16 protein-coding genes are annotated in these 23,285 nt (G+C 57.9%); 6 read left to right on the forward strand and 10 right to left on the reverse strand.

All coding sequences use genetic code 11. The features are described from left to right. Window positions 1–50 precede the first annotated feature (50 nt). A complete protein-coding gene (locus J122_RS05800; protein WP_061331594.1) occupies window positions 51–1,688 on the forward strand; it encodes a methyl-accepting chemotaxis protein in 1,638 nt (545 codons plus the stop codon). 33 nt (window positions 1,689–1,721) lie between these two features. On the opposite strand, the gene J122_RS05805 is transcribed toward J122_RS05800, so the two are convergent. Both J122_RS05805 and J122_RS05810 read right to left on the reverse strand, forming a co-directional pair. Then, the gene (locus J122_RS05805) at window positions 1,722–2,309 is read right to left on the reverse strand and encodes a YceI family protein (RefSeq protein ID WP_061331595.1); all 588 of its coding nucleotides are present in this window, start codon (window positions 2,307–2,309) and stop codon (window positions 1,722–1,724) included. Between the two features lie 51 nt (window positions 2,310–2,360). Then, window positions 2,361–2,909: a cytochrome b gene (locus J122_RS05810; RefSeq protein WP_061331596.1), complete on the reverse strand. Its 549-nt coding sequence runs from the start codon at window positions 2,907–2,909 to the stop codon at window positions 2,361–2,363. Window positions 2,910–3,507: 598 nt separating this feature from the next. Here J122_RS05810 and J122_RS05815 point away from each other — a divergent pair. Then, a complete protein-coding gene (locus tag J122_RS05815) occupies window positions 3,508–4,791 on the forward strand; it encodes an EAL domain-containing protein (protein WP_061331597.1) in 1,284 nt (427 codons plus the stop codon). Here J122_RS05815 and J122_RS05820 read toward each other — a convergent pair. The 8 genes from J122_RS05820 to J122_RS05855 all read right to left on the reverse strand — a co-directional run bounded on the left by J122_RS05820 (window position 4,779) and on the right by J122_RS05855 (window position 17,169). Further along, a complete protein-coding gene (locus J122_RS05820; protein WP_061331598.1) occupies window positions 4,779–6,545 on the reverse strand; it encodes an SLC13 family permease in 1,767 nt (588 codons plus the stop codon). The genes J122_RS05815 and J122_RS05820 overlap by 13 nt on opposite strands. 95 nt (window positions 6,546–6,640) lie before the next feature. Next, on the reverse strand, window positions 6,641–8,536 hold the full coding sequence (parE, locus tag J122_RS05825) for a DNA topoisomerase IV subunit B (protein ID WP_061331599.1): 1,896 nt from the start codon (window positions 8,534–8,536) through the stop codon (window positions 6,641–6,643). A gap of 100 nt (window positions 8,537–8,636) precedes the next feature. Continuing rightward, window positions 8,637–9,134 carry a protease complex subunit PrcB family protein gene (locus tag J122_RS05830; RefSeq protein WP_061331600.1) on the reverse strand — a complete coding sequence of 166 codons (498 nt, stop codon included), beginning with the start codon at window positions 9,132–9,134 and terminating at the stop codon, window positions 8,637–8,639. Further along, entirely contained in the window at window positions 9,131–11,758 is a 2,628-nt protein-coding gene (locus J122_RS05835; protein WP_061331648.1) for a S8 family serine peptidase, read from the reverse strand. The genes J122_RS05830 and J122_RS05835 overlap by 4 nt, the downstream gene beginning before the upstream one ends. A gap of 304 nt (window positions 11,759–12,062) precedes the next feature. Continuing rightward, on the reverse strand, window positions 12,063–14,114 hold the full coding sequence (locus J122_RS05840) for a TRAP transporter large permease subunit (RefSeq protein WP_061331601.1): 2,052 nt from the start codon (window positions 14,112–14,114) through the stop codon (window positions 12,063–12,065). Window positions 14,115–14,129: 15 nt separating this feature from the next. Continuing rightward, a complete protein-coding gene (locus tag J122_RS05845) occupies window positions 14,130–15,140 on the reverse strand; it encodes a putative solute-binding protein (RefSeq protein WP_061331602.1) in 1,011 nt (336 codons plus the stop codon). 63 nt (window positions 15,141–15,203) lie between these two features. Then, on the reverse strand, window positions 15,204–16,268 hold the full coding sequence (locus J122_RS05850) for a hypothetical protein (RefSeq protein WP_061331603.1): 1,065 nt from the start codon (window positions 16,266–16,268) through the stop codon (window positions 15,204–15,206). Between the two features lie 280 nt (window positions 16,269–16,548). After that, window positions 16,549–17,169 carry a TetR/AcrR family transcriptional regulator gene (locus J122_RS05855; protein WP_061331604.1) on the reverse strand — a complete coding sequence of 207 codons (621 nt, stop codon included), beginning with the start codon at window positions 17,167–17,169 and terminating at the stop codon, window positions 16,549–16,551. 132 nt (window positions 17,170–17,301) lie between these two features. Here J122_RS05855 and J122_RS05860 point away from each other — a divergent pair, with 132 nt between their 5' ends. The 4 genes from J122_RS05860 to atuD all read left to right on the forward strand — a co-directional run bounded on the left by J122_RS05860 (window position 17,302) and on the right by atuD (window position 23,165). Further along, on the forward strand, window positions 17,302–19,098 hold the full coding sequence (locus J122_RS05860) for an acyclic terpene utilization AtuA family protein (protein WP_061331605.1): 1,797 nt from the start codon (window positions 17,302–17,304) through the stop codon (window positions 19,096–19,098). A 187-nt stretch (window positions 19,099–19,285) separates the two neighbouring features. Then, entirely contained in the window at window positions 19,286–20,152 is an 867-nt protein-coding gene (locus J122_RS05865) for an SDR family oxidoreductase (RefSeq protein WP_061331606.1), read from the forward strand. 9 nt (window positions 20,153–20,161) lie between these two features. Further along, entirely contained in the window at window positions 20,162–21,778 is a 1,617-nt protein-coding gene (locus tag J122_RS05870; RefSeq protein ID WP_061331607.1) for an acyl-CoA carboxylase subunit beta, read from the forward strand. 226 nt (window positions 21,779–22,004) lie between these two features. Further along, window positions 22,005–23,165 (forward strand): citronellyl-CoA dehydrogenase, encoded by a 1,161-nt coding sequence (gene atuD / locus J122_RS05875; protein ID WP_061331608.1) that lies wholly within the window; start codon window positions 22,005–22,007, stop codon window positions 23,163–23,165. The last annotated feature ends 120 nt before the right edge of the window (window positions 23,166–23,285 follow it).

Raw genomic sequence — 23,285 nt, forward strand, 5'->3', positions numbered from 1 at the left:
CCCCCTGCTACGCTTAGCCTCTAGAGCAACAACAATAATCTGGAGGCTGAATGAACGCTTTAAACAATCTGGGGTTGCGCACCAAGATCGCCCTGCCCTTTTTCATCACCGCTCTGGCATTGGTTGTCTCCGGTGGATACGGCATGCTGACAGCCAAAAACCTGGTGGAAAGCACCGAAGATATTGCCGTCACCTTCCTGCCTTCCGTTGCCGAAATCCTCAACGGTGACCGCGACCTGTATCAGGCCCTGGTCGCGCAGATGATGGTGGTCGACCAGACCCTGAACGGAGAGAATACAACAGACGCCGTCGCAGATTTTGAGGAAAATGTTGAACAGGCCCGTCGACGTTTTACCGACAGCGTAGCGCGGCTACGGGGCACAGGGATCAGCTCTGTGACCGGGGGCTTTGACCAGGCCTTTGACCAATGGGAGCGCTCTGCGCGCCAGGTTCTGGCACTGGCAGAGCGGGGGGACGGAACACAAGCCAGAAACCTTGCCGCCACAGAAACCCTCGGGCTCTTCCAGCGGCTACGGGCATTCTACGACAGGGCCGAAGGCCATGCGGATGAACAGGCCCAGAGTCGCTATGCCGAAGCCCGCGCCGAAGGCACTTCCAGCACGGTGACCATTACCGTGATAACGGTCGCGGCCATCGTTATCAGCGTTGCCCTTTTTCTGATTTTCCTGAGACTGATCATCCGATCCATTCAGGCCTTGCGCAGCCAGCTCGACAACATTGCCCAGGGTGAAGGCGATCTGACCCAACGAATACCGGTGGCCGTGGAGGACGATCTGGGGCAACTGGCCAGGAGTTTCAATCAGGTACTGGAGAACCTTCAGGGCATGATCGGCTCAATACAGACCCTGAGCCGGGATCTGGGACAGGGCGCTACTGAACTGGCGTCTGCGGCGCGGGACAACAACGAGGGCGTTACCCGCCAGACCGATTCGATTTCCATGGTGGCAACAGCCATCAATGAAATGCAAAGCGCGATCGAAGAAGTTGCCGGGAATGCCTCAAGGGCGGCCGAGATCACCCGGGAAGCAGACCTCAAGGGGCAGAACAGTGCCGAAATCATCCGGAATTCATCCAGGCAGGTGCACCGGCTGGCAGCCCAGATCTCCAAGGCCGTTGGTGTGATCCGCAAGCTGTCTGATGATTCTGACAACATCACCTCGGTTCTGGATGTGATTCGCGGTATCGCCGAACAAACCAACCTGCTGGCCCTGAACGCTGCCATTGAAGCCGCAAGAGCCGGTGAGCAAGGCCGGGGCTTTGCGGTGGTGGCGGATGAGGTGCGAACGCTCGCCCAACGCACACAACAGTCCACCGAGGATATTCAGACCATGATCACAGCACTGCAGACTGGCGTTTCGGATGTGGTCAATGTGATGGAAACCGGCAGTAAAGAAGCAGCTGAGACAGAAAAACTGGCCACCGAAGCGGAGCGGGAACTGCAAGCCATTGTGGAGGCGATCTCCAATATCACCGATGTAAACACCAGCGTGGCATCGGCCACCGAAGAACAAACCCAGGTTGTGGACGAGATCAATCGCAGCATTACCGACATTAACGACCTGGCCGCGGCCAGCGCTGAGCGCTCTCGTGCCATCGATGGGATCAGCGAGTCACTTAAGGACTATGCTTCAGAACTGGAGCAACAGACAGGCAGGTTCCGGGTTTAACCCCGGAACCTGAGACAGAGGTTTCAATCAGGATTACTGACGAATGCCTTCGATGGAGATCTTGATTTCAACGGTTTCAGAGGCTTCACCCAGATCCATCGGAATACCGAAATCCTTCAGACGAAATTCGGTCTCGGCCTCAAAGCCCATACGGTAGCCGCCCCAGGGGTCTTCACCGTGGCCAAGCATTTCGGCTTCCAGGGTGATCTCACGGGTCACGCCGCGCAGGGTGAAGTCGCCGATGATATCAGCCTCGCCGTCGTCATCCACAACCACCCGCTTGCTTTTGAAGGTGGCCTGCGGGAACTCACTCACGTGCAGAAAGTCCTTGCTGCGCAAATGCTTGTCGCGCTCGGCGTGGTTGGAGTCCACACTGGCCGTGTCGATTGTAACGGTGACCGTGCTGTTCTCCGGGTTCTCGGCGTCGTAGACAAATTCGCCGTCGAAGTCGTTGAACCGGCCATACAGCCAGCTGTAGCCAAGATGGGAAATCTTGAAGGTGATGAACTGGTGGGCGCCCTCTTTATCAAAGGCATAGGTGCCGCTGTGTTCGCTGGCATTGGCATTGGCAGTGCCAATCAGTGCCACTGAAACGGCGGATGCGAGCAAGAGTTTTTTCATGGTCTTCTCCCTGAGTGAGTCATGGTTATCGTTTCGGTCTTCGGATCTGCGTCAACCGCGGCCAAGCATGCGCCTGAGCGTGGCATCTCGATCAATAAAATGGTGTTTCAAGGCCGCCAGGGCATGCAGCCCGGCCAACCCGACCAGTGCCCAGGTGCTCCAGTAATGGACCGCACCCGCGGTGTCCTCCATCCCCCTGATCCGGCCGGTGACTGAAGGCACCTCAAACCAGCCAAATACGCTGATGGACGAGCCATCGGCCGTGGTAATCAGGTATCCACTGATCATGGCTACGAACAGAAGCAGATAGAGCAACCCATGGGCCCCATGGGCGGCAATCACTTCCCACCGCTGGTGCTCAGGCAGCGGCCTGGGAGGCGGAGTCACAACTCGCCACAACAGCCGGGCCACTACCACTATGAACAGCAGGATGCCAATGCTCCGGTGAATGTGTGGGCCCTGTCGGTACCAGGGGTCATAGTAGGACAGTTCCACCATCCACCAGCCGAGCCCGAACAGGCCAATGACCGCCAGCGCCACCAGCCAGTGCAAACTGACAGCGATCAGACCGTAGGCGGTGTTGGTATTTCGTAATTTCATGATTTGGGAAATCCTCCATCCCTGGACTGAGCCACCCTGTGCGACTGATACGTTTAGGTCAGTCTAGGCCCCGAACTGCCGGGTGAAAATCAAAATATTCTGCCGGGATGCATCAAATTATCTGATCAAGTCTCTGGCGGACACCGGGGCTGGCACTGGCCACTTTGGTCGAATACGGGTTCTACGGATTGTGCAAATTCACAGCAACGCTAAACTTCTCACATACTTTAATTCGCCCCGTCGGGGGCCTCAGTGACCGAGAGGAAACGACATGGAACTGGAATTCGACGAATCCGTAGTAGTACCCAGCAACAATTAATATGCTCCATTCTGAACCCCCGGCCTGCCGGGGGTTCTGCTCTCCAAAGCCCCGCCCCGAATTTCCCATACCAACACAAAGTCACAAACTGTTTCGAGTTTTACCGGTTAAACAGTGGTAATGATTCCTGTTTTTTGGCAATCTGCGCTTTAGCTAAACAGTTAACGCCTTGAAATACAGGCAAACGTGCCAGGGATGTGGGCACTCTGGCTAACAGTTCAGTGGTCAGCACCACAACTGCTGCTCCTGATGCGTTCGTTAAACGGTTCAGACTCGCCTATGTCCCACAGCCTTACCGATATCCTGCCAGCGCCAGAACTGGACCTGCTCTCGCCCATGCTCACTCAGCAAGGAGAGACCTGGACAGCCGATTTCAGAGGGCTAAAGCTCAGAACCGCCCTGCAACCGATTTACAGCATCTCCCACAAACGGACCGTTGGTTATGAGGCCCTGATCCGGGCGTTCGACAACGACAACGCGGCTGTACTTCCCAACCACCTGTTTGAACTTCCGGACACCGACGCTGAAAACCTGCTGCTGGACCGGCTGTGTCGGTACCTGCATATCCGTAACTACAGCGGCATAAAAGATCAGCTGAACTGGCTGTTCCTGAACGTATCCCCCCGGGTGGTGACCAGTGGCAGCCAGTCGGATTCGTTTTTCGGGGCACTGCTGAAGAAAACCGGGCTGCCGCCCCACCGCATTGTGATGGAGATTGTCGAGCAGCCCACCGACGATGCGGAAAGACTGAAAGATACCGTCGCCTACTACCGGAAACTCGGCTGCCTCACCGCGATCGATGATTTTGGCGCTGGCCACTCGAATTTCGAGCGAATCTGGAACCTGTCGCCCGATATCGTCAAACTGGATCGTACGCTGCTGACCCGCGCCACTGACGATCAGCGGGCACGGCAGATTCTGAATGGCATGGTGTCACTGCTTCACCAGTCGGGATGCCTGGTACTACTGGAAGGCGTGGAAACCCGTGATCAGGCCATGATAGCCATCGATGCTGGCGTGGACTTTGTACAGGGATTCTATTTCCGGCGCCCTTGCCTTGAACTCGGAGAACTGCCCCACACGCCCGCAGACCTCGAAGAATTACTTCAGGAATACAAGAAGCGCAAACAGATCACCCAGGACCCCACACAGCAACTGGTCAACTATTTCAACGGGCCGTTCCGGCGGGCCATTGAACGACTGCAGGACGGCAGCCTGATGTCACAGGCCTGCTTTGAACTGCTGAACCACCCCGCCGTATCCCGCTGCTATCTCGCGGATGACAAGGGCATCCAGATTGAAGACACCCTGGTCTCAGACTCCGCCATTGAGAAGCGGGACCCCCGTTTCCGGCCGCTGGAGAACACCACCAGCGCCGACTGGTTCCGCCAGCAATACCTGCGCCAGGCCCTGGCTCAGCCTGAGAACCTGCACGTTACAACACCCTATCTGTGCGTAACCGGCGCCTATATGTGCGTCACCCTGTCACTGGCCTACCAGCATAAGGGGCGTTTGCAGGTTTTGTGCTGCGATATCCTCGCCAACCCCCATCAAACACCGTAAACCACAGAAATAACGCCAACCGTCACCAGGCCGATAAAGACATTCATCGGCAAACCAACCCGGATAAAATCGCTGAAACGGTAGCCTCCCGGCCCGAACACCATCATGTTGGTCTGATAACCCAGTGGTGTGGCAAAGCTTGCCGAAGCGGCCATCATCACCGCAATGATAAACGGCTCGGAATCCACGCCCATCGCAGACGTGAGCGACAGCACCACCGGCACAATCAGGACGGCGGCTGCGTTATTGGTGATGACTTCCGTCAGCACTGACACCACCAGGTAAACCAGCAATAACGCCAGCAGGGTGTGGCCATCGCTCAGGCTGAACACCGCACCGGCCAGATAACTCGCCGCTCCGGTCTGTTCCAGCGCTCCGCCCATGGCAAAGGAAGCGGCGATCGTGAGAATCACCGGAACGTCTACCGCTTTCTGGGCCTGGCCAACCGTACAACAGCCGGAAAGGATCATCACGAATGCTCCTACCAGGGCAGCGTTGAGCATCGTCATGATGCCGCAGGCGGCAAGCCCGACCAGCACCAGCAAAATGCCCCAGGACAACCAGGCCCGGTCGTGGCGCGGCGCTTCTGTCTCAAGGTCGTTGATCAGCAGGAAATCCTTGTTGTATCGCTGCCGGCTGACGAACGCAGGGCGCGCTTCCAGCAACAACACATCACCAGGTTTCAGGCGAATGTTGCCAAGGTTACCCGGCACCCGCTCACCTCCGCGTGCAACCGCCAGTACCACGGCACCGTACCGGTCCCGAAACCGGGCATCCCTGATGGTCTGGCCAAGCACATCTGACTGGGGCGACAACACCGCCTCCACCAAACGTCGTTCGGCGCGGTCCTTGCTGAGAGACGGCTCATCATCATGCACCGAAGGCACGATGCCGTTGATCCGCAACAGATCAGAAATTGCCTGGGTATCGCCGGCAAACACCAGGCGGTCACCGCCCCGAAGACGCTCTTCCGATGGCACCGCCGTCACCACGCTGCCATCCCGCTCAATTTCAACCAGGTAGAGTCGATCCAGCTCCCGCAGCCCGGCCTCGCCTACGCTTTTGCCGACCAGCGGCCCCTCGAACGCGACCGCCACTTCCAGCGTAAACTCTTTGACCGAGCCGAACTTCTGCTGGTCTTTACGGTCTGGCAACATCCGCGGCAGTACCAGCAACATCACAGCAACCCCGATGATCGCAACCGGCAGCCCAACCTGGGTAATGGCGAAAATTGAAAAGCCTTCTTCACCGGTCAGCTGCTGGTACTGACCATTGACCACCAGGTTGGTACTGGTACCGATCAGGGTGAGCGTTCCGCCGAAAATGGCGGCATAGCTGAGGGGAATCATCAGCTTGGAAGGGGCAATTCCAATCTTGCGGGACCAGGCATGAACGGCCGGAATCATGGTGGCAACCACCGGCGTATTATTCAGGAAGCCACTGAGCAACGTGACTGGTAAGGCAATGCGGGCCTGGGCCCCGCGAACGGTTTTCGGGCTGCCGAGAATGTAGTGCACCAGGAGGTCAACACCCCCGGAATGGTGAACACCGGAGGCCACCACAAACAGGGCAACCACTGTGATCAGCCCCGGATTACTGAAGCCGGCAAGGGCCTGTTCCGGGCCGATGATACCGCTGGCACTCAGCACCACCAATGCCGCCATCATCACCAGATGCGGCGCAAAGCGGCCAGAGCTCATCAGTAACAGGGCGGCACCCGCCAACCCAAGGGAAAACCATCCGTGCCAGTCCATAACTCGGTTATTCCGGTTAGAAAACTGGCAGGATAGCGGCCCTCATCAATTCTGAGAAAGAATAAGTAATGATTTTTATAGCACTGCAGGGAATATCAAACCGCAATATCCGCCATATTGCCGTAGGCTTCCAGCCAAACCCGGCGGTCTGAAGCCCGCTTCTTGCCCAGCAACATGTCCATTCGCTCATCGGTGTCATCACCCTCTTCCAGGGTGAGCATCACCAGGCGGCGAGTGTCTGGCGCCATGGTGGTTTCGCGCAATTGCAGGGGATTCATCTCACCCAGGCCCTTGAAACGGGTCACCTGAACCTTGCCCTTCCGCTTCTCGGCTGCCAGGCGGTCGATAATACCCTGCTTTTCGTGCTCATCGAGGGCATAGAAGGTTTCCTTGCCCAGATCCACCCGGTACAGCGGCGGCATGGCGACAAATACATGGCCGGCAGAAACCAGTGGTCGGAAGTGCTTTACGAACAGCGCGCACAGCAAGGTGGCGATATGCAGGCCGTCGGAGTCGGCATCCGCCAGGATACAGACTTTGTTGTAGCGCAACCCGGTAAGATCCTCTGAGCCCGGATCAACACCGATGGCCACGGCAATGTCGTGAACTTCCTGGGAAGCCAGAATTTCACCGGAATCCACTTCCCAGGTATTCAGGATCTTGCCCCGCAGCGGCATCACCGCCTGGAATTCCCGGTCCCGGGCCTGCTTGGCGGAACCGCCAGCCGAATCACCTTCCACCAGGAACAGTTCTGAACGGGTGGTATCGGCACCGGAGCAATCAGCCAGTTTGCCGGGCAACGCCGGGCCGGAGGTCACCTTTTTGCGGGCCACCTTCTTGCTGGCCCGCAGCCGGCGCTGGGCATTGCTGATAAACAGCTCAGCCAGGGCTTCAGCAATATCGGTGTGCTGGTTCAGCCACAGGCTGAAGGCGTCTTTCACCACGCCAGAGACAAACGCCGCCGCCTCACGGGACGACAGACGCTCTTTGGTCTGGCCGGAGAACTGAGGCTCCTGCATCTTGAACGACAGCACATAGGCCACCCGCTCCCAGATATCCTCGGGCGACAGCTTGACCCCCCGGGGTAGCAGACTACGGAACTCACAGAATTCCCGCATGGCTTCCAGCAGGCCGGTACGCAAGCCATTCACATGGGTACCGCCCTGGGCGGTGGGAATCAGGTTGACGTAGCTTTCCATGACGGCATCGCCGCCCTCTGGCAGCCACTGGATCGCCCAATCCACCGCTTCCTTATTACCGGAGAAACTGCCGGTGAAGGGCTCAAGCGGCACGGCTTCGATGTCTGCCAGGGCAGTACGCAGGTAGTCCCGCAAGCCGTCCTCATAGAACCACTCGTCTTTCTCGCCGGTTTTTTCCTGCAGGAATGTCACCATCAGGCCCGGGCACAGCACCGCCTTGGCCCGCAGATTATGCCGCAGACGGCTAACGGAGAAATTGGGACTGTCGAAGTATTTCGGATCGGGGGTGAACTTCAGGCGGGTACCGGTGTTGCGCTTGCCAACGGTATCAATCACCTCCAGCTCGGAGGCCTTGTCGCCGTTGGCAAAGGTCATCCGGTGAACCTGGCCATCCCGCCGGATGGTCACTTCCAGATGGGTAGACAGGGCATTCACCACAGACACACCCACACCGTGCAAGCCGCCGGAGAAGTTATAGTTGCCCTCGGAAAACTTACCACCGGCGTGCAGGCGGGAGAGGATCAGCTCAACCCCCGGAACGCCCTCTTCCTTGTGGATATCGACGGGCATACCGCGGCCATCGTCTTCCACACTCAGCGAGTTGTCACTGTGCAGGATGACATCAATCCGGCGGGCATGGCCGGCCAGCGCCTCGTCCACACTGTTGTCGATGACTTCCTGAGCCAGGTGGTTCGGCCTTGAGGTGTCCGTGTACATGCCTGGGCGTTTTCGCACCGGGTCAAGACCGCTCAGAACTTCAATGGCATCGGCGTTGTATTGTTGCTGGCTCATAGTAACGGCATGGCTCCGCAAGTGGTCGTTAAAGCTGAGCCATAGCTTAGGGATTCGGGCTGAAAGATCAATGTTTGTTTTGTGGCTACGCCAAGTGGTTTTAGTTTCCGAGCTCTTTCAACAACGGCGTTCCAGACAACCCGGATACTTCCAGGCGCTGCCACTGGCTGTCCGCTACCGCAAGCACCGCGCAGGGCGAGGTAATCACCTGCGCCACCATCATGTCCGGCGCGGGCGAATTTACCTTCATGGCCAGTTTCAGGGTTTTCCTGTCCGCCGTGGCAGACTCAAGCCCAACGCTATAACCGGCGGTTGGCTTCTGGCCCAGGGTGACAATCACCAGTGACTCTTTCTCAAGATTAACCTGGCGAATAATACCGGTTGCCATATTCTGCCCGCCAATATCCAGCAATGCCTCCAGTTCCGAACCGGTCCGCACGTGCGCGACGCCTGGTCCGGTCAGGCCACAATGGGCAGACTGGGTTACCTGGCGCACCTGGGGCTGCATGCCGGCGTTTTCACCGCCGGTGGCACTGCAAGCCGTTATCAGGGCCGCTGCCAGCGGCAAGGCAAACAGCCGGGGAATGCGATCTGTCATTGTGTCGTCCTGAGTCGGTTATCACTGTTATTGCGAGCGCTGTCGCGCTCTGGCGTGATCAAACGGTAACCCTGAAACCCCGGCCTGGGCAAGATGTCCGGGGTTTCCGCAGAAATCGTCGGGCGGGTAAAGCTGGTGGTCATCCGGAGATCGGAAAGGCTTTGGCCTTCCTCAATCGTAATTACCTCCCGCAAACCGGAAATCGGGTATTCCGCGCAGGCCTCACCGGGCTGACAGATGATGCCGTCGCCATCAATATCCGTGCCCGCCACCAAAAAGTAGTCGCCCGGACTGACTTCATTGAGCCTGCGAGGCTCCTCTCCATCCCAGGATTCAAAGCGGAAACCGTAGCTGCCATTGGAGGCCTCCACAGCAACCTGGGCCTCGGCCCAATAGAAACCGTCATCATCCGGAGTGGTATCCACCAGCAGGACGAAGTGGGTGCCGGCGTTGCGGGCCTGTTCGTCGCTGATGAGCTGAGCTATGACAGGAATGCGCAGGCTGCGCTGAGTTTCATCATCGTCATAGGTCACACGGATATCACCCCGGTAAGCCGTATCTGGCTCAATCTCCGACTCCACCAAGGATACGTTGAATACATACCGCCCGTTCTCAAGGGTCGGTTGGTTTGAGCTGAGCCAGACAAGGTTTTCGGTAAGAACAACGTTGGAAATTGAGCCATCACCAATCTGGTTCAGGGTCACCGTGGCACTTGTCACCCCCTCATTGCTGAGCGAGATCTGGGACGGCGATGGCGACAGAATCGTTACGCTGCCTTCCAGATTTGCCTGAAGCGCCCTCGCGGCATCGAGAACGCCATAACCCAACTGGTCGTTTCGGCTTCCCGGATAATCGGTGAGTTCGCCGCTTTCCAGCAGGGCTCGAACCTCGCTGTAGTTGAGGGTGTCTTTCTGGGCTTTCAGCAGTGCCATGACGCCCGACACATGAGGCGTGGCCATAGACGTACCCTGCAAGCCCGCATAACTGGCAACGAATTGACCGGCCTGCCCCACCGCACTGGTACTCCAGATCAGATCGGCGCGGCCATCGTTATTGCCATCCCGGCTGGCATCTCCGCCGGGTGCTGCGAGATCAATCCAGCTTCCGAAGTTTGAGTAGGACGACAGTCGACCTGCGGCATCCACGGCACTGACCGCCAGCACGTTGGGTGATGCCGCCGGGAAAGAGGGTGTGGATGTCGCAGAGTTTCCTGCTGCTCCAACGAAAATCACCCCACGATTAACCCCAAAGCTGATGGCATCTTCCAGGGCCTGAATTCGGGGCAATCCACCCAGGCTCAGATTGACGACATCAGCCCTGGGAGAGTTCAGAACCGGAGATTGACCTGTCACCCAACGAATAGCATCAATCAGGTCGGTGGAGGAGCCGGTTCCACCTTCTCCCAAAACCCTGACAGGAACGATTGCCGATCCGAAAGCAACCCCTCCAATGCCTTCACCATTAACCACCGCAGCCACCGTTCCAGCAACGTGAGTGCCATGAAACACGTTGGAGCCAACGCTGCTACCCGGATCCCTGGGAAAATCGTCGCCATCGACAAAATCTTTACCATCGACCACATTTTCATCGAGGTCCAGATGCCAGGGGCGAGCGTCTGGATCTTCGCTAAAAAGCCCGCTATCAAGCACTGCAACACGCGCCGTCGTCCCGCCTTCAGGCACCAACTGCCAGGCACCCGGCCCGTTAACCAGATCGTAGTGCCACTGCAAACGGTACAGAGGTTCATCCACCGGCGAGCTCTGCATGCTCGACATCTGATAGTTCGGTACCGCGTCTTTGACACCTGGCATCTGCCGAAGCTGGGTAATCCAGGACAGGGTTTCCGCCTGCATTTGAGTCGCACTGACAGCACGGGAAGACGCCTGGGCAGGCATCCGCATCAACCAGTCCGCGCCGCCCAGGTGCCGCTCAGCGTTGGCCGTGCCGGCGGCCATTGAAGACATAGCCCCAGGGGCACTGGAATCCAGCGTGACGATGGCTTGTTGCGGTAGAAACTGATGATCCGGCCAGTCAAGGCTCAGGCTGTCGAGTTGGGTGTCGGCGGCTTTGACCAGCACGTAGCGGGCAGGGCCGTCTCCGGTCACACTGACTTCAACCGTGTAATTGGCTTCAGCAGCAGTATCATCCAACCTGATGCTCACTGAGGGTGTTTCCGGGGAGGTTTGCTCTGGTTGCGGAGTCTCTCCATTTCCACTCACCCGCAACTCAAGTTCCGCATTTCCGTCACGGCCGCCAAAACTTCTCAGAGTCACCGTTTCACCCGGCGCCATCGGCACGGTGTAGGTATCTACCGGGTCAGCCGCGTAACTAAATAGTTGGCCGTTCAGCAATGGGTAGGAACCATTTCGCGAACTGACAAACCCGGCAAGAACAAAACTGGCCGGCAGGGTTTGGGTACCCGAAGCAGGGCTGGCACCGGCAAACCGCAACTGATCCATGGTGTCCTGATCAATCCGGCTGCCGGATTCGATACTGATCACACCAGATAAAGGGCCAAGATCAATGACCGGGGGCTGGGATTCAGAACTTCCGGAACCACCACCGCATCCTGCGAACAACACCACGCCCGAAAGCACAAGATACTGCGGCAATGTTCTTCTCACGGTTACCCTCTTTGCCTGTTTTTTATGAACGTCCTTATCCATACGCAGACTATAGAACAAAAGTTCCAAAATTGGCTCGCCTGAGTTCTCATCGACTCCAGCTCAAGCTGGACTGGGGAGAAGGCCGGAGGCTTGTCTGAAACCCTGCGGAGCCATGGATGGCGGAGCGGAGCGTACAGGGAAGTATTCACAGCGTGTTTCAGACAAGCCTCCGGCCTTCTCCCCTTCCCCCGAAACTCGAATATATCGAACCAACAAAAAACCCGTGAAACAGAACTCCACGGGTTTTCGGTCTTCACGCCAACTACAAGGCGTAGAACAGCATCGGCACAAAGGCCACCAGCAGCAAGCTGGGTATCATCACCGCCAGCGGCAACAGCAGGCGCTGATAACGGTGCCAGAAGGTACCGGTGCGCTCTGCCGCCAGCACTTCAGTCTCACCAACCACCTGCCGCGTTAACAGATGGTTCAGGGCCACAGGCGGGCTCAGGTAACCCAGCTCGAAGGCCACCAGACACACAATCCAGAAGTGCAGCGGATCTACGCCAATCTGAATCGCCGGCTGGGCGATGGTGGCGGATACCAGAATCACCGCACCGAACGGGTCCATCACCATGCCGATCAGCGTCAGCATAACTACGATGACCATCATGGCAATCCAGGGGCTGGTCAGAGTCTCCGGGAAAATCGCATGGACAATGTCGGAGCGCTCCAGAATACCGCCCAGGCAGATGGAGAAGCCGATCAGGGCCAGCAGCGCGCCGATGTGAACGGCTGAATCACTGGCAGCATTGCTGCTGCGCTCAAAGAAGGTCTGCATCCGGGAGACAGAAAGTTCCTTACTCTCCTTTCCGGAGTCCAGCACCACCAGGGCCAGCATCACCAACGGCAAAATCATCGGCGCACTGTACTCGTTGAATTTCAGGCCCAGGACCACCCAGATTGCAAAGATCACAGCAGCGGCAGTCAGTGCATAGGGTACCAGTGGCAACAGTTGCTTCAGCGCTAGCCGGAAGGCCCCGGGTGCCGGCTTGGGCTTCCAGTTACCTTCGGTCTTGCACACGATGAACGAGAACAGACTGGCAGACAGAATGAACACCCAGAAGCCCCAACCGTACATCTCAGAGGTGGTCACTTCTTTGTTCAGAGCGGCGATCACCACAATCAGCAAACACGGATTGAGCACCACCCCGAGACTGCCTGACATGGCCGTAGTCGCCAGGGACAACTGCCGCCCGGCACCCGCTTTTCTCAGTTCGTCATACACCACACCACCCACGGCAAGAATAAAAATACCGGAGGCACCCGTGAACGCCGTCGGGAAGGCGGTGGCAAAGATAATCACTGAGGCCAGCATAGGCGCCGGCAGATTGAACGGCTTGACGATGTTCAGCAGCAATTCCGGCACGCGGGTCTGCTTGAGCATCATGCCCACCAGCACATAAAGGCCGATGTTGATGAACATGGAAGACAGGTTCGCCATCATGCCGAAGTAGATCGCCAGGCCCGAAGTGTAGCCGTCCACAAAGAAGAAGTAGGACATGGCTATCAAACCCATCATGCAATACAACGGGATGACCAGGCTCGATGACAAGCTCAGGCTGCCGGGCTTCATGCGCTCGGGTATGTGGAAGAAGCGAATGGCGTTGATCACCATGAACATTCCAAATACACCGGCCCAGGCGTATTGCAAAATCATAGTGTTTTCCGTGCCCGGCGATGTCGATAATCGCCCGAGATAGGCGTTCAGGGACAGCACCATCAAACCGTTGACGATGAACTGCACGCCCTGGCTCAAGCGCCACTCTGACCGGTTGCGGGACAGCCGCAGGGCAATGTGGTCCGCGTCCAGCGCCGAGATCGCAGCAGCCATGGCAAACATGGCGATGAACAGGTACTTGGTCAGTTCAATGTTGTCCAGCAGAAAGCCAGCCAGTCCCTGTTCAAAACTCTTGTAGGCACCCAGTGCCCATGTGGCGTGCTTCTGGTTCTCGGCATACATCAGGTGGCGCTGCTCACACAGGGCCACGTTGCTCTGCAGAGACTGCCTCAGCGCATCCGCATCTGGTGGGGAGCTGAACAAATCGTCCGGATCAGGCTTGTAAGCCTGAATCCTGCGCTCAACCTCGGCATCCACATCCACGAACATATTACAGGTGGGTTCGGTCGCATCCGGGTTCAGCAGATAATAGTTCGGCCAGACCTGCTCACCAATCCACAACATTCTGGAGTGCAGGGAATTCCCCATGCCCAGCAGCAGAGTTGACAGGAGCAAAAGCAGTAGAATAACCCCATGTATCCTGTGTACGGGGTAGAGCGTCCTTGCACCAGAGGCAGTCATCGCGCGCCAGTTCATGTGTTTTCTCTCCGATTATTCCCGGTTGTCAGCCGTGCACTCAGACGCGCCCGGGTTACTGGCGCAGCGAATTTTGCTCAATAGACTCATCATGCGTGGGTCGTACACACTCGGTGCACCGTTCACGCCATCACGCATTTCCAGACGGTTTTCACGGAACATCTCCTGGTAGCCAGTAATGTCCTGGTCCGGAATTCGAATCCATTGCTTTTCAGGGATCGCTTTCTCCTGGCTCTCGATCAGGTTCATCGCCTGCGGGAACATGTCCCAGGCCACTTCACGGGATTTCTGCGCGGCGTCATCATCCAGAACGCCTTCGCGGGCAATGATCTGGATAGTCAACTGGGCCAGTGGGTAGTCAACAATACCGCCTTTATCACCGATACCCTTGTATAACTCGAGGGCTTCATAGGCGAACGCTGGCGCATAGGCGGTATCAACGGAGCCGTTATTGAACTTACCAGCGAAGTTGGTGATATCCGATGGAACCACCGTTGCCTTAACGTGATTCACCATATGAATGGCATCACGCTGATAATCGAGAGTGGCCATTCGCTTCCCGGCCAGTTTGCTTGCGGTGTTGATGCTTCGGTCGTTGACGAACAAATACCCCGCACCGGCCGGCACAATCGCCAGCACTTCATAGCCGCCGGACTTCATCAGAGATGCCGCCCTGGGCTGGGCCAGTGTCGCCAACAAGGTTTCCAGATCATCATAGGTCGGAATGGCGCCAACCGCACTGACACTGCCCGTAAACTTGTTGAACGGCCGAGTCCGGATATCGGTTGCGGCAACGGCGTCACACTGGCCGGCGTTAAAATCACCAACGGCCACACCTTCGTCGGTATAGGGGCGAAGATTGAAGTCCACTCCATGGGCTTTCATTTCCAGGGCGTAGTCTTTGACCAGATTGTATACGTCGCCGTTGGCGCCGATAACGTCAAACACACACATGGAAACTGTCTGGGCTGATGCCAACGGAGCAGCAACGGCCAACGACAGAGCGGCAAGGGATTTACGGATCATGACGACCTCCGGGTCATTCTTGTGTTTATCGTTGAAACTGGGTCAGGGCCTGGCGGCCTGCTCTCAGAGCAGGTCGTCCAGGTCCATGGTTTCGGTATTGGTTCTGGCGCGTTCCGGGCTCATCTTGCCGAAGAAATTGCGCGGCGTGCGGTGACCATATTCGGCAGTCCAGTGCTTGTCTGAGGAAAACTGAACGATGGTTCGAGCCACTTCATCCACCAATCGGTAATCGTCCCATACGTCGATTCGGTCGTCGGCGTCGGCGAAGTGCGCAATGGCATCGGCGAGCACATCAGGGCGTCCAAAGGTTTCAGCAGCTACGATCTGAACCGCGTGGGATGCCCGAATACCCGCATTCACGCCCATTTCGGAGCTGTTCTCAAGCACCTGCCAAGGGTCAGGCGACAGCTCGGGACGGGTATCGGGCAACAGCAACCAGACCAGCGCCCGAACAGCATTGGGCAAACCGCCCCATTTTTCGTTGTCAACACATTGCGCGGCACGCTCTGCCCTCGGCGCTATATTACGAGGCACGCCTGCAAGCGCACCTGAGTTGGAGTCGTTCACGATGGCCTGCATACCGGTCAGAAGCCCCAACAGAAACGTCAGTTCGTCCTGATCGGTAAACAGGAAAGGGCACTCGATGGGCTCGGCAGCGGGATCAAAATCGTAGGCTGCCATGGCCCGAAGATAGGCATTGTATCGGCGCGAGGCCGTAGTGGCGTACAAACGCTTGGCGCGCTCACGGGCGTCTTTTGCAGCAGGCACATCGCCATTGTACTGGGCACGGAGATAGTCCAGTTCTGCGTTCCAGGCACGGTATTCCATGCAATTGCCGGCCAGCAGCATAAGTAATGACCCGGTGCTGTCAGGCGCGGAGGTTACGCGAGAAAAGGAGTAGACGAGAGGATCAGTACCCTCACCCAGCGCGCACGCCATTTCAGTGTCCGACATCTGCAGCACATAAGGTGTTGCCTCAGACTCTGCGTAGCTGGAGAGCACCATACCCGTCGTCGTATATATGGGGTTGGCGGAGCAGCCGGCCAGGACCATCGCCAGTCCTGCAAGTGCGAACTGTTTGAGCAGGGCCGAACTACGGCCCACTAGGGAAACCTCTGGGTAGAACATAATTTGCCCTGTCTTGCTTTGTTTTTGTCAGTAAGGGATGACGAGTGTTTTTTATCACATATTCGCGTCGTCAAACCGTGAACCAGAACCTTCACAGCCAACATCCGGGCTGTTCCCCGAGGAACTGGTCTCTACGACGCGAAGAATGCTTTGATTTTTGTCAGACAAGAATGGCTGGAATGCCGAAAATTATATGCCGATCGGGCCAATGGCCTCTAAGGAAAGCACAAAAATTTAAACTAATTGATATAAAACAATAAGTTCCAAAGGTAACCTGTTGTTACAGTCCGAGCATCGCCATGACTTGATCGGTCAACCCGTCCAGCGTCAGTCCACCGCGCTCGGGCTTGTACCAGGTCACCGTCCAGCTCAGCGCTCCGGTCAACATCCGCCTTACGATAAAGGGATCCGCCTTGAGCTGGCCAAGCTCGTTAAGCTCCTCCAAAACAGATAGCCACAGCCCTTCGTATATCTCCCGCAATTCCAGCACCTGGTCCTGAGAGCCCTCCGAGAGACTACGCCATTCATAGACCAGCACTGCCATGGCTTCGCCAGTCTGGCCATTAATGGATTCCAGCTCACTTCGCACCAACGCCCGAAGCTTGCCCCGGGGGGACTCCTCGCTGTCGGCTGCCGCCTGCATCAAAGCGGTATTGAGACGGATGGTCTCAACCATAACCGCCTTCAGAATTTCCTCTTTGGTTCGGAAGTGATGGAACAGACTACCGGACTGGATGCCGACGGCTGCCGCCAGATCACGCACAGTGGTGCGCTCATAGCCTTTGTCCCGGAATAACCTGGCGGCTTCCTTTAACAAGCGCCCGCGGGCACTGGCAGGGTCGGAAACGAGCTGTTCGACAATCAAGGACTGAAGAATCTGGTTCTGGTTCACAAAGGCCATCCGGTTGTCTTGGTGGGACTTTTTATTCTACCCGAGATTCGCCTGTTTACAAACCAAGCGCTTGCTTGGTATTGTCATTGTCAACGTTGGATAACTTCCCGCCGACGCGGGCTTCACAACAAGGCCAAGAACATGTCACACGCCAACAAAACCATCCGCATCGGTTGCTCCGCCGCTTTCTGGGGTGATACCGAAACGGCAGCCGCCCAGCTGGTGCACCGGGGCAACATCGATTATCTGGTGGCCGATTATCTGGCCGAGATCACCATGTCCATCATGGCTGGCCAGAAGATGAAGGACCCCACCCAGGGCTATGCCCGGGATTTTGTGGAAACCGTTATGGCACCTTTGCTGGGCGACATTAAAGAAAAAGGCATCCGGGTGCTGGCCAACGCCGGCGGCGTGAACCCGGTGGCTTGCCGGGATGCGTTGCAGGCGTTGTGCGAAAAAGCGGGGGTCGATCTGAAAATCGCCCTGGTGCTGGGCGACGACCTGCTGATGAAGAAAAAGAAGCTCGCCGATGCCGGCGTCACCGAGATGACCACCGGCCAGCCCTTCCCCGCCATGATGGTGAGCCTGAATGCCTACCTGGGCGCTCCAGGCCTGGTGGCTGCCCTGGAACAGGGTGCCGACATCATTATTACCGGCCGGGTAGCGGACAGCGCGCTGGTGCTGGCGCCGCTGGTGCATGAATTCGGCTGGCACTGGAACGATTACGACAAACTTGCCCAGGGCAGCCTGGCCGGGCACTTGCTGGAATGTGGCGCCCAGTCTACCGGTGGCAACTTTACCGACTGGGAAGATGTGGCCGACGGCTACGCCAATATGGGCTTCCCCATTGCTGAGGTGAGCGCCTCGGGCGACTTTGTAATGACCAAGCCCGAAGGCACCGGCGGTCTGGTCAGCCGGGGCACGGTAAGCGAGCAGTTGGTGTATGAGATTGGTGATCCAAGGGCCTATCTGCTGCCCGACGTTACCTGCGATTTCACCCAGGTTGCACTTGAGGAAATCAGTAAGGATCAGGTTCGCGTTTCCGGTGCCAAAGGTCTGCCACCTACCGACAGCTACAAGGTATCAGGCACCTGGCCGGATGGCTTCAAGTGCACGGTCACCTTTTTGCTCGCTGGCATAAACGCGCCCGCCAAGGCTCAGAAAGTCGCAGAGGCGATTCTTGGCAAAACCTCGGTGATGTTTATGGAGCGCGGCCTGCCGGATTATTCCGAAACCAGCATCGAGTTGCTGGGTACCGAGACAACTTACGGCGCCCATGGCAAGGGCGACCAATGCCGGGAAGTGGTGGTGAAGATTGCCACCGCCCACCCGAAGAAAGAGGCACTGGTGCTTTTTTCACGGGAAATCGCCCAGGCTGCAACCGGGATGGCACCGGGTATCACCGGCATTGTCGGCGGCCGGCCAACCGTTTGGCCGAAGATTCGTTTGTTCTCTTGCCTGGTACCAAAATCGGAAGTGGCGGTTTCGGTGGATCTGGCAGGCGAGAAGTCTGAGGTGGTGGTGGCTACCGAGGGTGGTTTCGATCCGGGTGCTCTGGCGGCTGAGCCGGAGTCACGGATGGAGGTGGCGGCGGATACTACGGTTCCGTTGATCAAGCTGGCTTGGGCGCGGTCCGGGGATAAGGGTGATCACAGCAATATCGGGGTGATTGCGCGGGATCCGGAGTATGTTCCTTACATTGAGGCGGCATTAACGGAGCAGGCGGTGGCGCAGTGGACGGCGCATACGCTGAATCCGGAGTCTGGCAGGGTGACGCGTTGGTCTATGCCGGGGTTGTATGCGTTCAATTTCTTGTTGGAGCACAGTCTTGGTGGCGGCGGTGTGGCGTCGCTTCGGATTGATCCGCAGGGTAAGGCTTTTGCCCAGCAGTTGCTGGAGTTTCCGGTGCCTGTGCCCTCTAAATTGGTGCAGCAATGAACATAGTCATCTGGTTGCGGAGTAAGCACCCCGCTGGGGGAGGGCCCTACAAAAAACGCTCCTTCGGCACATCCCTGTGGCGCTTGGGCTCCGCCATCCATGGCTCCGCACATTTTTGTAGGGCCCTCCCCCAGCGGGGCGCTCCGACTTTTCACGTGGATTCTTTGTATTCAGATAAGGATTTTTTATGAGTTATCAGTCTGTTCTTCGGCCCGGATTGTTTGAAGGTCAGGTGTTTATTGTCACTGGCGGCGGCTCTGGAATTGGCCGTTGTACCGCCCACGAACTGGCCGCCCTCGGTGCCCGGGTTGCGCTGGTGGGGCGTAAGCAAGAAAAGGTGGACGCGGTTAAGGCCGAGATTGAGGAAGACGGCGGTATTGCCAGCGCCCATGCCTGCGATATCCGTGAGGAGGAGTCGGTCAAGGCCACGGTGAAGGCCATTATTGAGACCCACGGTGGGCTGAACGGGGTGGTGAACAACGCCGGCGGGCAGTTTGCGTCTCCGCTGACGGGGATTAACCAGAAGGGTTGGGAAACCGTGGTGCGGACGAATCTGACCGGTGGTTTTCTGATGGCCCGGGAGGCTTATACCCAGGCGCTGAGTAAGACTGGTGGTTCGATCGTGAACATTGTGGCGGATATGTGGGGCGGTATGCCGGGCATGGGCCACTCAGGGGCCGCCCGGGCCGGGATGGTGAATTTTACTCAGACGGCGGCAGTTGAGTGGGCGCCGTCCGGGGTTCGGGTGAATGCGGTGGCGCCGGGGTGGATTGCGTCCAGCGGGATGGATAATTACCCGGCTCATATGAAGTCGTGGATTCGCAGCCTGGCGGATGCGGTGCCGATCAAGCGGATGGGTACGGAATCGGAGGTGAGTTCGGCGATCTGTTTCCTGCTTAGCCCGGGGGCGGCGTTTATCAGTGGCGATTGTCTGCGGATTGACGGTGCGGCATCCCAGGGTGGGCGTGTGTGGCCGATGCCGAAGGCGAAGAACAATGAGCCCTATAACGGTTTCCATCGGGCGGTAACGCCGAAAGTTTTGAGCGACGACTGAGGATTTCCCATGCAGGTACTGGAAACAACAATAAGCCCCCAGTCCGACGAGTTCCGGGCCAATGTGGAGGCCATGGAAGCGCACATCACCACTTTCCGGGACGTGGAGCAGAAGGTACTGGACCTGGCGGAATCGGCCCGGGAGAAGTTTACCAAGCGGGGCAAATTGCTGCCGCGGGATCGCATCAATCGGTTGCTGGATCGGGGCAGTGAGTTTCTGGAGCTGTGCTCCCTGGCCGGTTACAAGATGCACGATGACAAAGATGGGTCCATGGCCGGTGGCGGGATTATTGCCGGTATTGGCAGGGTAGCCGGAGTGCGCTGTCTGGTGGTGGCCAGCAACAGCGCCATCAAAGGCGGAACCATTACCCCTGCCGGTCTGGACAAGACCCTGCGCCTGCAGCAGATTGCCATGGAGAACAAACTGCCGGTGGTGTCGCTGTCAGAATCTGGCGGCGCCAACCTGAACTACGCCACGGATATTTTTGTGCTTGGCGCCCGGGGATTTGCCAACCAGGCGCGGATGTCCGCAGCCGGAATTCCGCAAGTAACCGTGGTGCATGGCAACGCCACCGCCGGTGGTGCTTATCAGCCGGGTCTGTCGGATTATGTGATCACCGTGCGCGAGCAGGCCAAGATGTTCCTGGCCGGCCCGCCGCTGCTGAAAGCGGCCACGGGCGAGGTCGCCACCGATGAAGAACTGGGCGGTGCAGAAATGCACGCCACCGTGGCCGGCACCGCTGAATACCTGGCCGAAGACGACGCCGATGGCATCCGCCAGGCCCGGGAAATTCTCGGTGCCCTGCCCTGGAATGAAAACCTGCCGCTGCGCCAGGAACCCCAGTGGGATGAGCCGCTGTATCCGGCTGACGAGCTGCTGGGGGTGATTCCTTCGGACGCCAAGAAACCCTACGACGTTCGTGAAATCCTCGCCCGCATCGCCGACGGCTCCCGTTTCCTGGATTTCAAGAACGACTACGACAACCAGACCGTGTGCGGCACCATCCGCATTCAGGGCCACAGCGTGGGCATCATCGGTAACAATGGCCCGATCACACCGGCCGGCTCTACCAAGGCTGCGCAGTTTATCCAGCTGTGCGACCAGGCCGGTACGCCAATCCTGTTTCTGCACAACACCACCGGTTTTATGGTGGGCACGCATTCCGAGCAGAACGGCATCATCAAACACGGGTCCAAGATGATTCAGGCCGTGGCCAACTGCCGGGTGCCAAAACTCGCGGTGGTGGTAGGCGGTTCCTACGGCGCCGGCAACTACGCCATGTGCGGCCGGGGACTGGACCCGAGATTCATCTTCGCCTGGCCCAACAGCCGCACCGCCGTCATGGGCCCGGCCCAGGCTGGTAAGGTCATGCGCATCGTGGCTGAAGAAAAACAACGCAAAAGCGGCATCGAGCCGGACGAAAAAACCCTGTCGTTCCTGGAGCAGGCCACCGCCAAGAAACTCGAAGACGGCTCCACCGCCCTGTTCGGCACCGCGCGGTTGTGGGATGACGGCCTGATCGACCCACGGGATACCCGCCGGGTACTGGCCATGGTGTTGTCGGTTTGCCGCGAAGCCGAACAACGACAACTGCGGCCCAATTCCTACGGTGTCGCTCGGTTTTAAATTGTGAGCTGGGTGCACCAAAGTTTCGAACTCAAGCGGGTGTGGGGTGGGGCCTTCAGAAAATTTGCGGAGCCATGGATGGCGGAGCAGAAGCGCCACAGGGATGTGCCGCAAGGAGCGGTTTTCTGAAGGCCCCACCCCACACCCGCGACCCCAAGCTACGGGGCAAATACCCAGAACAGAACACAAGAACTAACCGTCTTTAAAAAAGCAGGAGAGAACAATAATGAAATTCACAGCCGAACACGAAGCCCTCAGAAAAACCGTCCGCGATTTCGTGGAAAAGGAAATCAACCCACACTGCGACGAATGGGAAGAAGCCGGCGAGTTTCCGATTCACGACCTGTTCAAAAAACTCGGCAACCTGGGCCTGCTGGGCATCCAGAAGCCGGAGGAATACGGCGGCATGGGTCTGGACTACAGCTACAACCTGGTCGCGGCCGAGGAACTGGGCATGGCCAAATGTGGCGGTGTACCGCTGGCCGTGGGCGTGCAGACCGACATGTGCACCCCCGCCATCGCGCGCTTCGGCTCCGACGAACTCAAACGGGACTTCCTGGCTCCGGCCATCGCCGGCGATATGGTGGGCTGTATCGGTGTGAGTGAAGTGGGCGCAGGTTCCGACGTGGCCGGCCTGAAAACCACTGCCAAGAAAGACGGCGATGACTACGTCATCAACGGCTCCAAGATGTGGATCACCAACTCGCCGAAGGCGGACTTCATGTGTCTGCTGGCCAACACCAGCGACGACAAGCCCCACAAGAACAAGACCCTGATGATCGTGCCCATGAACACCCCGGGCATCAGCTTCAGCCCACACCTGAATAAGCTGGGTATGCGTTCGTCGGAAACGGCGCAGGTGTTCTTCGACGACGTGCGGGTTCCCCAGCGCAATCGCATCGGTGCCGAGGGCACGGGTTTCATGATGCAGATGCTTCAGTTCCAGGAGGAGCGTTTGTGGGGCGCGGCCAATGTCATCAAGGCTCTGGAAAACTGCGTTACCCAGACCATCGAGTACTGCCGCGAGCGCAAGACGTTTGGTCAGCCGCTGATCGATAACCAGTACATTCACTTCCGCCTGGCGGAGTTGCAGACCGAGATCGAAGCCCTGCGAGCGCTGACGTACCAGGCCTGTGAGCTGCACGTTGAAGGCAAGGATGTCACCAAGCTGGCGTCTATGGCCAAGCTGAAAGCCGGCCGTTTAGGTCGCGAAGTGACGGACACCTGCCTGCAGTTCTGGGGCGGCAACGGCTACATGTGGGACAACCCCCTGTCACGGGCTTACCGAGATGTGCGGCTGGTCTCCATCGGCGGCGGTGCTGACGAAATCATGCTGGGCATTATCTGCAAGCTGATGGGCACCTTACCTGGCAAGAAACGCGACTAAGTTTTTAGTTTGGCGGAAGGCCATGAGGCGGGGTTCCCCTTCCGGGACACGCCTACAAGCACTTCCCTGTGGGCTCGTTTCGGGCCGTCCATGGCCCTCAACGGTCCCGGAAGGGGAACC

Origin of the sequence: Marinobacter excellens LAMA 842 (genome assembly GCF_001574445.1) — a bacterium.
GTDB lineage: Bacteria > Pseudomonadota > Gammaproteobacteria > Pseudomonadales > Oleiphilaceae > Marinobacter > Marinobacter shengliensis.